General features: G+C 37.6%; 1 protein-coding gene. It reads right to left on the reverse strand.

Translation table 11 applies throughout. The features are described from left to right. Positions 1 to 218: 218 nt before the first annotated feature. The gene (locus HJG39_RS19315; RefSeq protein WP_268412058.1) at positions 219 to 623 is read right to left on the reverse strand and encodes a hypothetical protein; all 405 of its coding nucleotides are present in this window, start codon (positions 621 to 623) and stop codon (positions 219 to 221) included. Positions 624 to 856 lie beyond the last annotated feature (233 nt).

Genomic DNA, 856 nt, shown 5'->3' on the forward strand with positions numbered 1-856 from the left:
CCCCAAAATACACAAAGGCTGCTATGTAAATAAGCCCTTGGAAAATTGCTGCGATACCAGCTAGTTTTTGTAGACCCTTCATTTGGCGAAACCCCGTTTGTTGTATTGCTAACGCCTTACTAATGGGCGCATAAATGCTTGGCTAAAATTAGCGACGAAGGAGCACAAGCCAAGCGTTTTGCGTCCTTTTGAGTCTCTTGTTATACGTAATATACTCATTACTTAAAAATCTGTTTTTTGCCCTTAACTGTAAACATTTGCCCAATGATTAACTTCGTTTCCGTTAATTCATATGGCACAACAACAGTAACGGAATATCCACTTACATGATCCAAATCTATAGCGATTGAATCCAAGCCATTAACCACTACATCATAAACTAAAGCAGATGCAATAATTTCGTTACTTTGTGCAGCCTCAATATAATAATTCTTAAGTAAGTCGATTAAGTCTGATGATTTTGGACGTTCTTCGCCACTTGATGCTGATAAATTAACTTGCTCGCCATTTGGTTTCATTATTTCACCAAACGGAAAAAACTCTTCATTTTCCAATAACAGTTGCTGAGCTAAAGGCAATACTGCATTAAATAGTTTTTGAGTTTCAACTTTTCCTTGTTCCATACTACTCCCAAAAGAACTAAGACTTAGTAGTAAAAATATTGCGGCGAGCTTAATTCTCATAATTACGTATAACGCCTTACTAATGGGCGCATAAATGCTTGGCTAAAATTAGCGACGAAGGAGCACAAGCCAAGCGTTTTGTGTCCTTTTGAGTAATTTGTATGGATAATTAATCCCACCTAAACATCCGATTTCGGTAAAGTGAGACCCAGGCTTAAGCAGCAACTTAAGCT

It is taken from the genome of Alteromonas sp. a30 (genome assembly GCF_026788005.1).
Lineage (GTDB): Bacteria > Pseudomonadota > Gammaproteobacteria > Enterobacterales > Alteromonadaceae > Paraneptunicella.

Coding starts and splice junctions, on each gene's coding strand:
- HJG39_RS19315 (WP_268412058.1), bottom strand. CDS start 623: ATGGAACAAGGAAAAGTTGAAACTCAAAAACTATTTAATGCAGTATTG.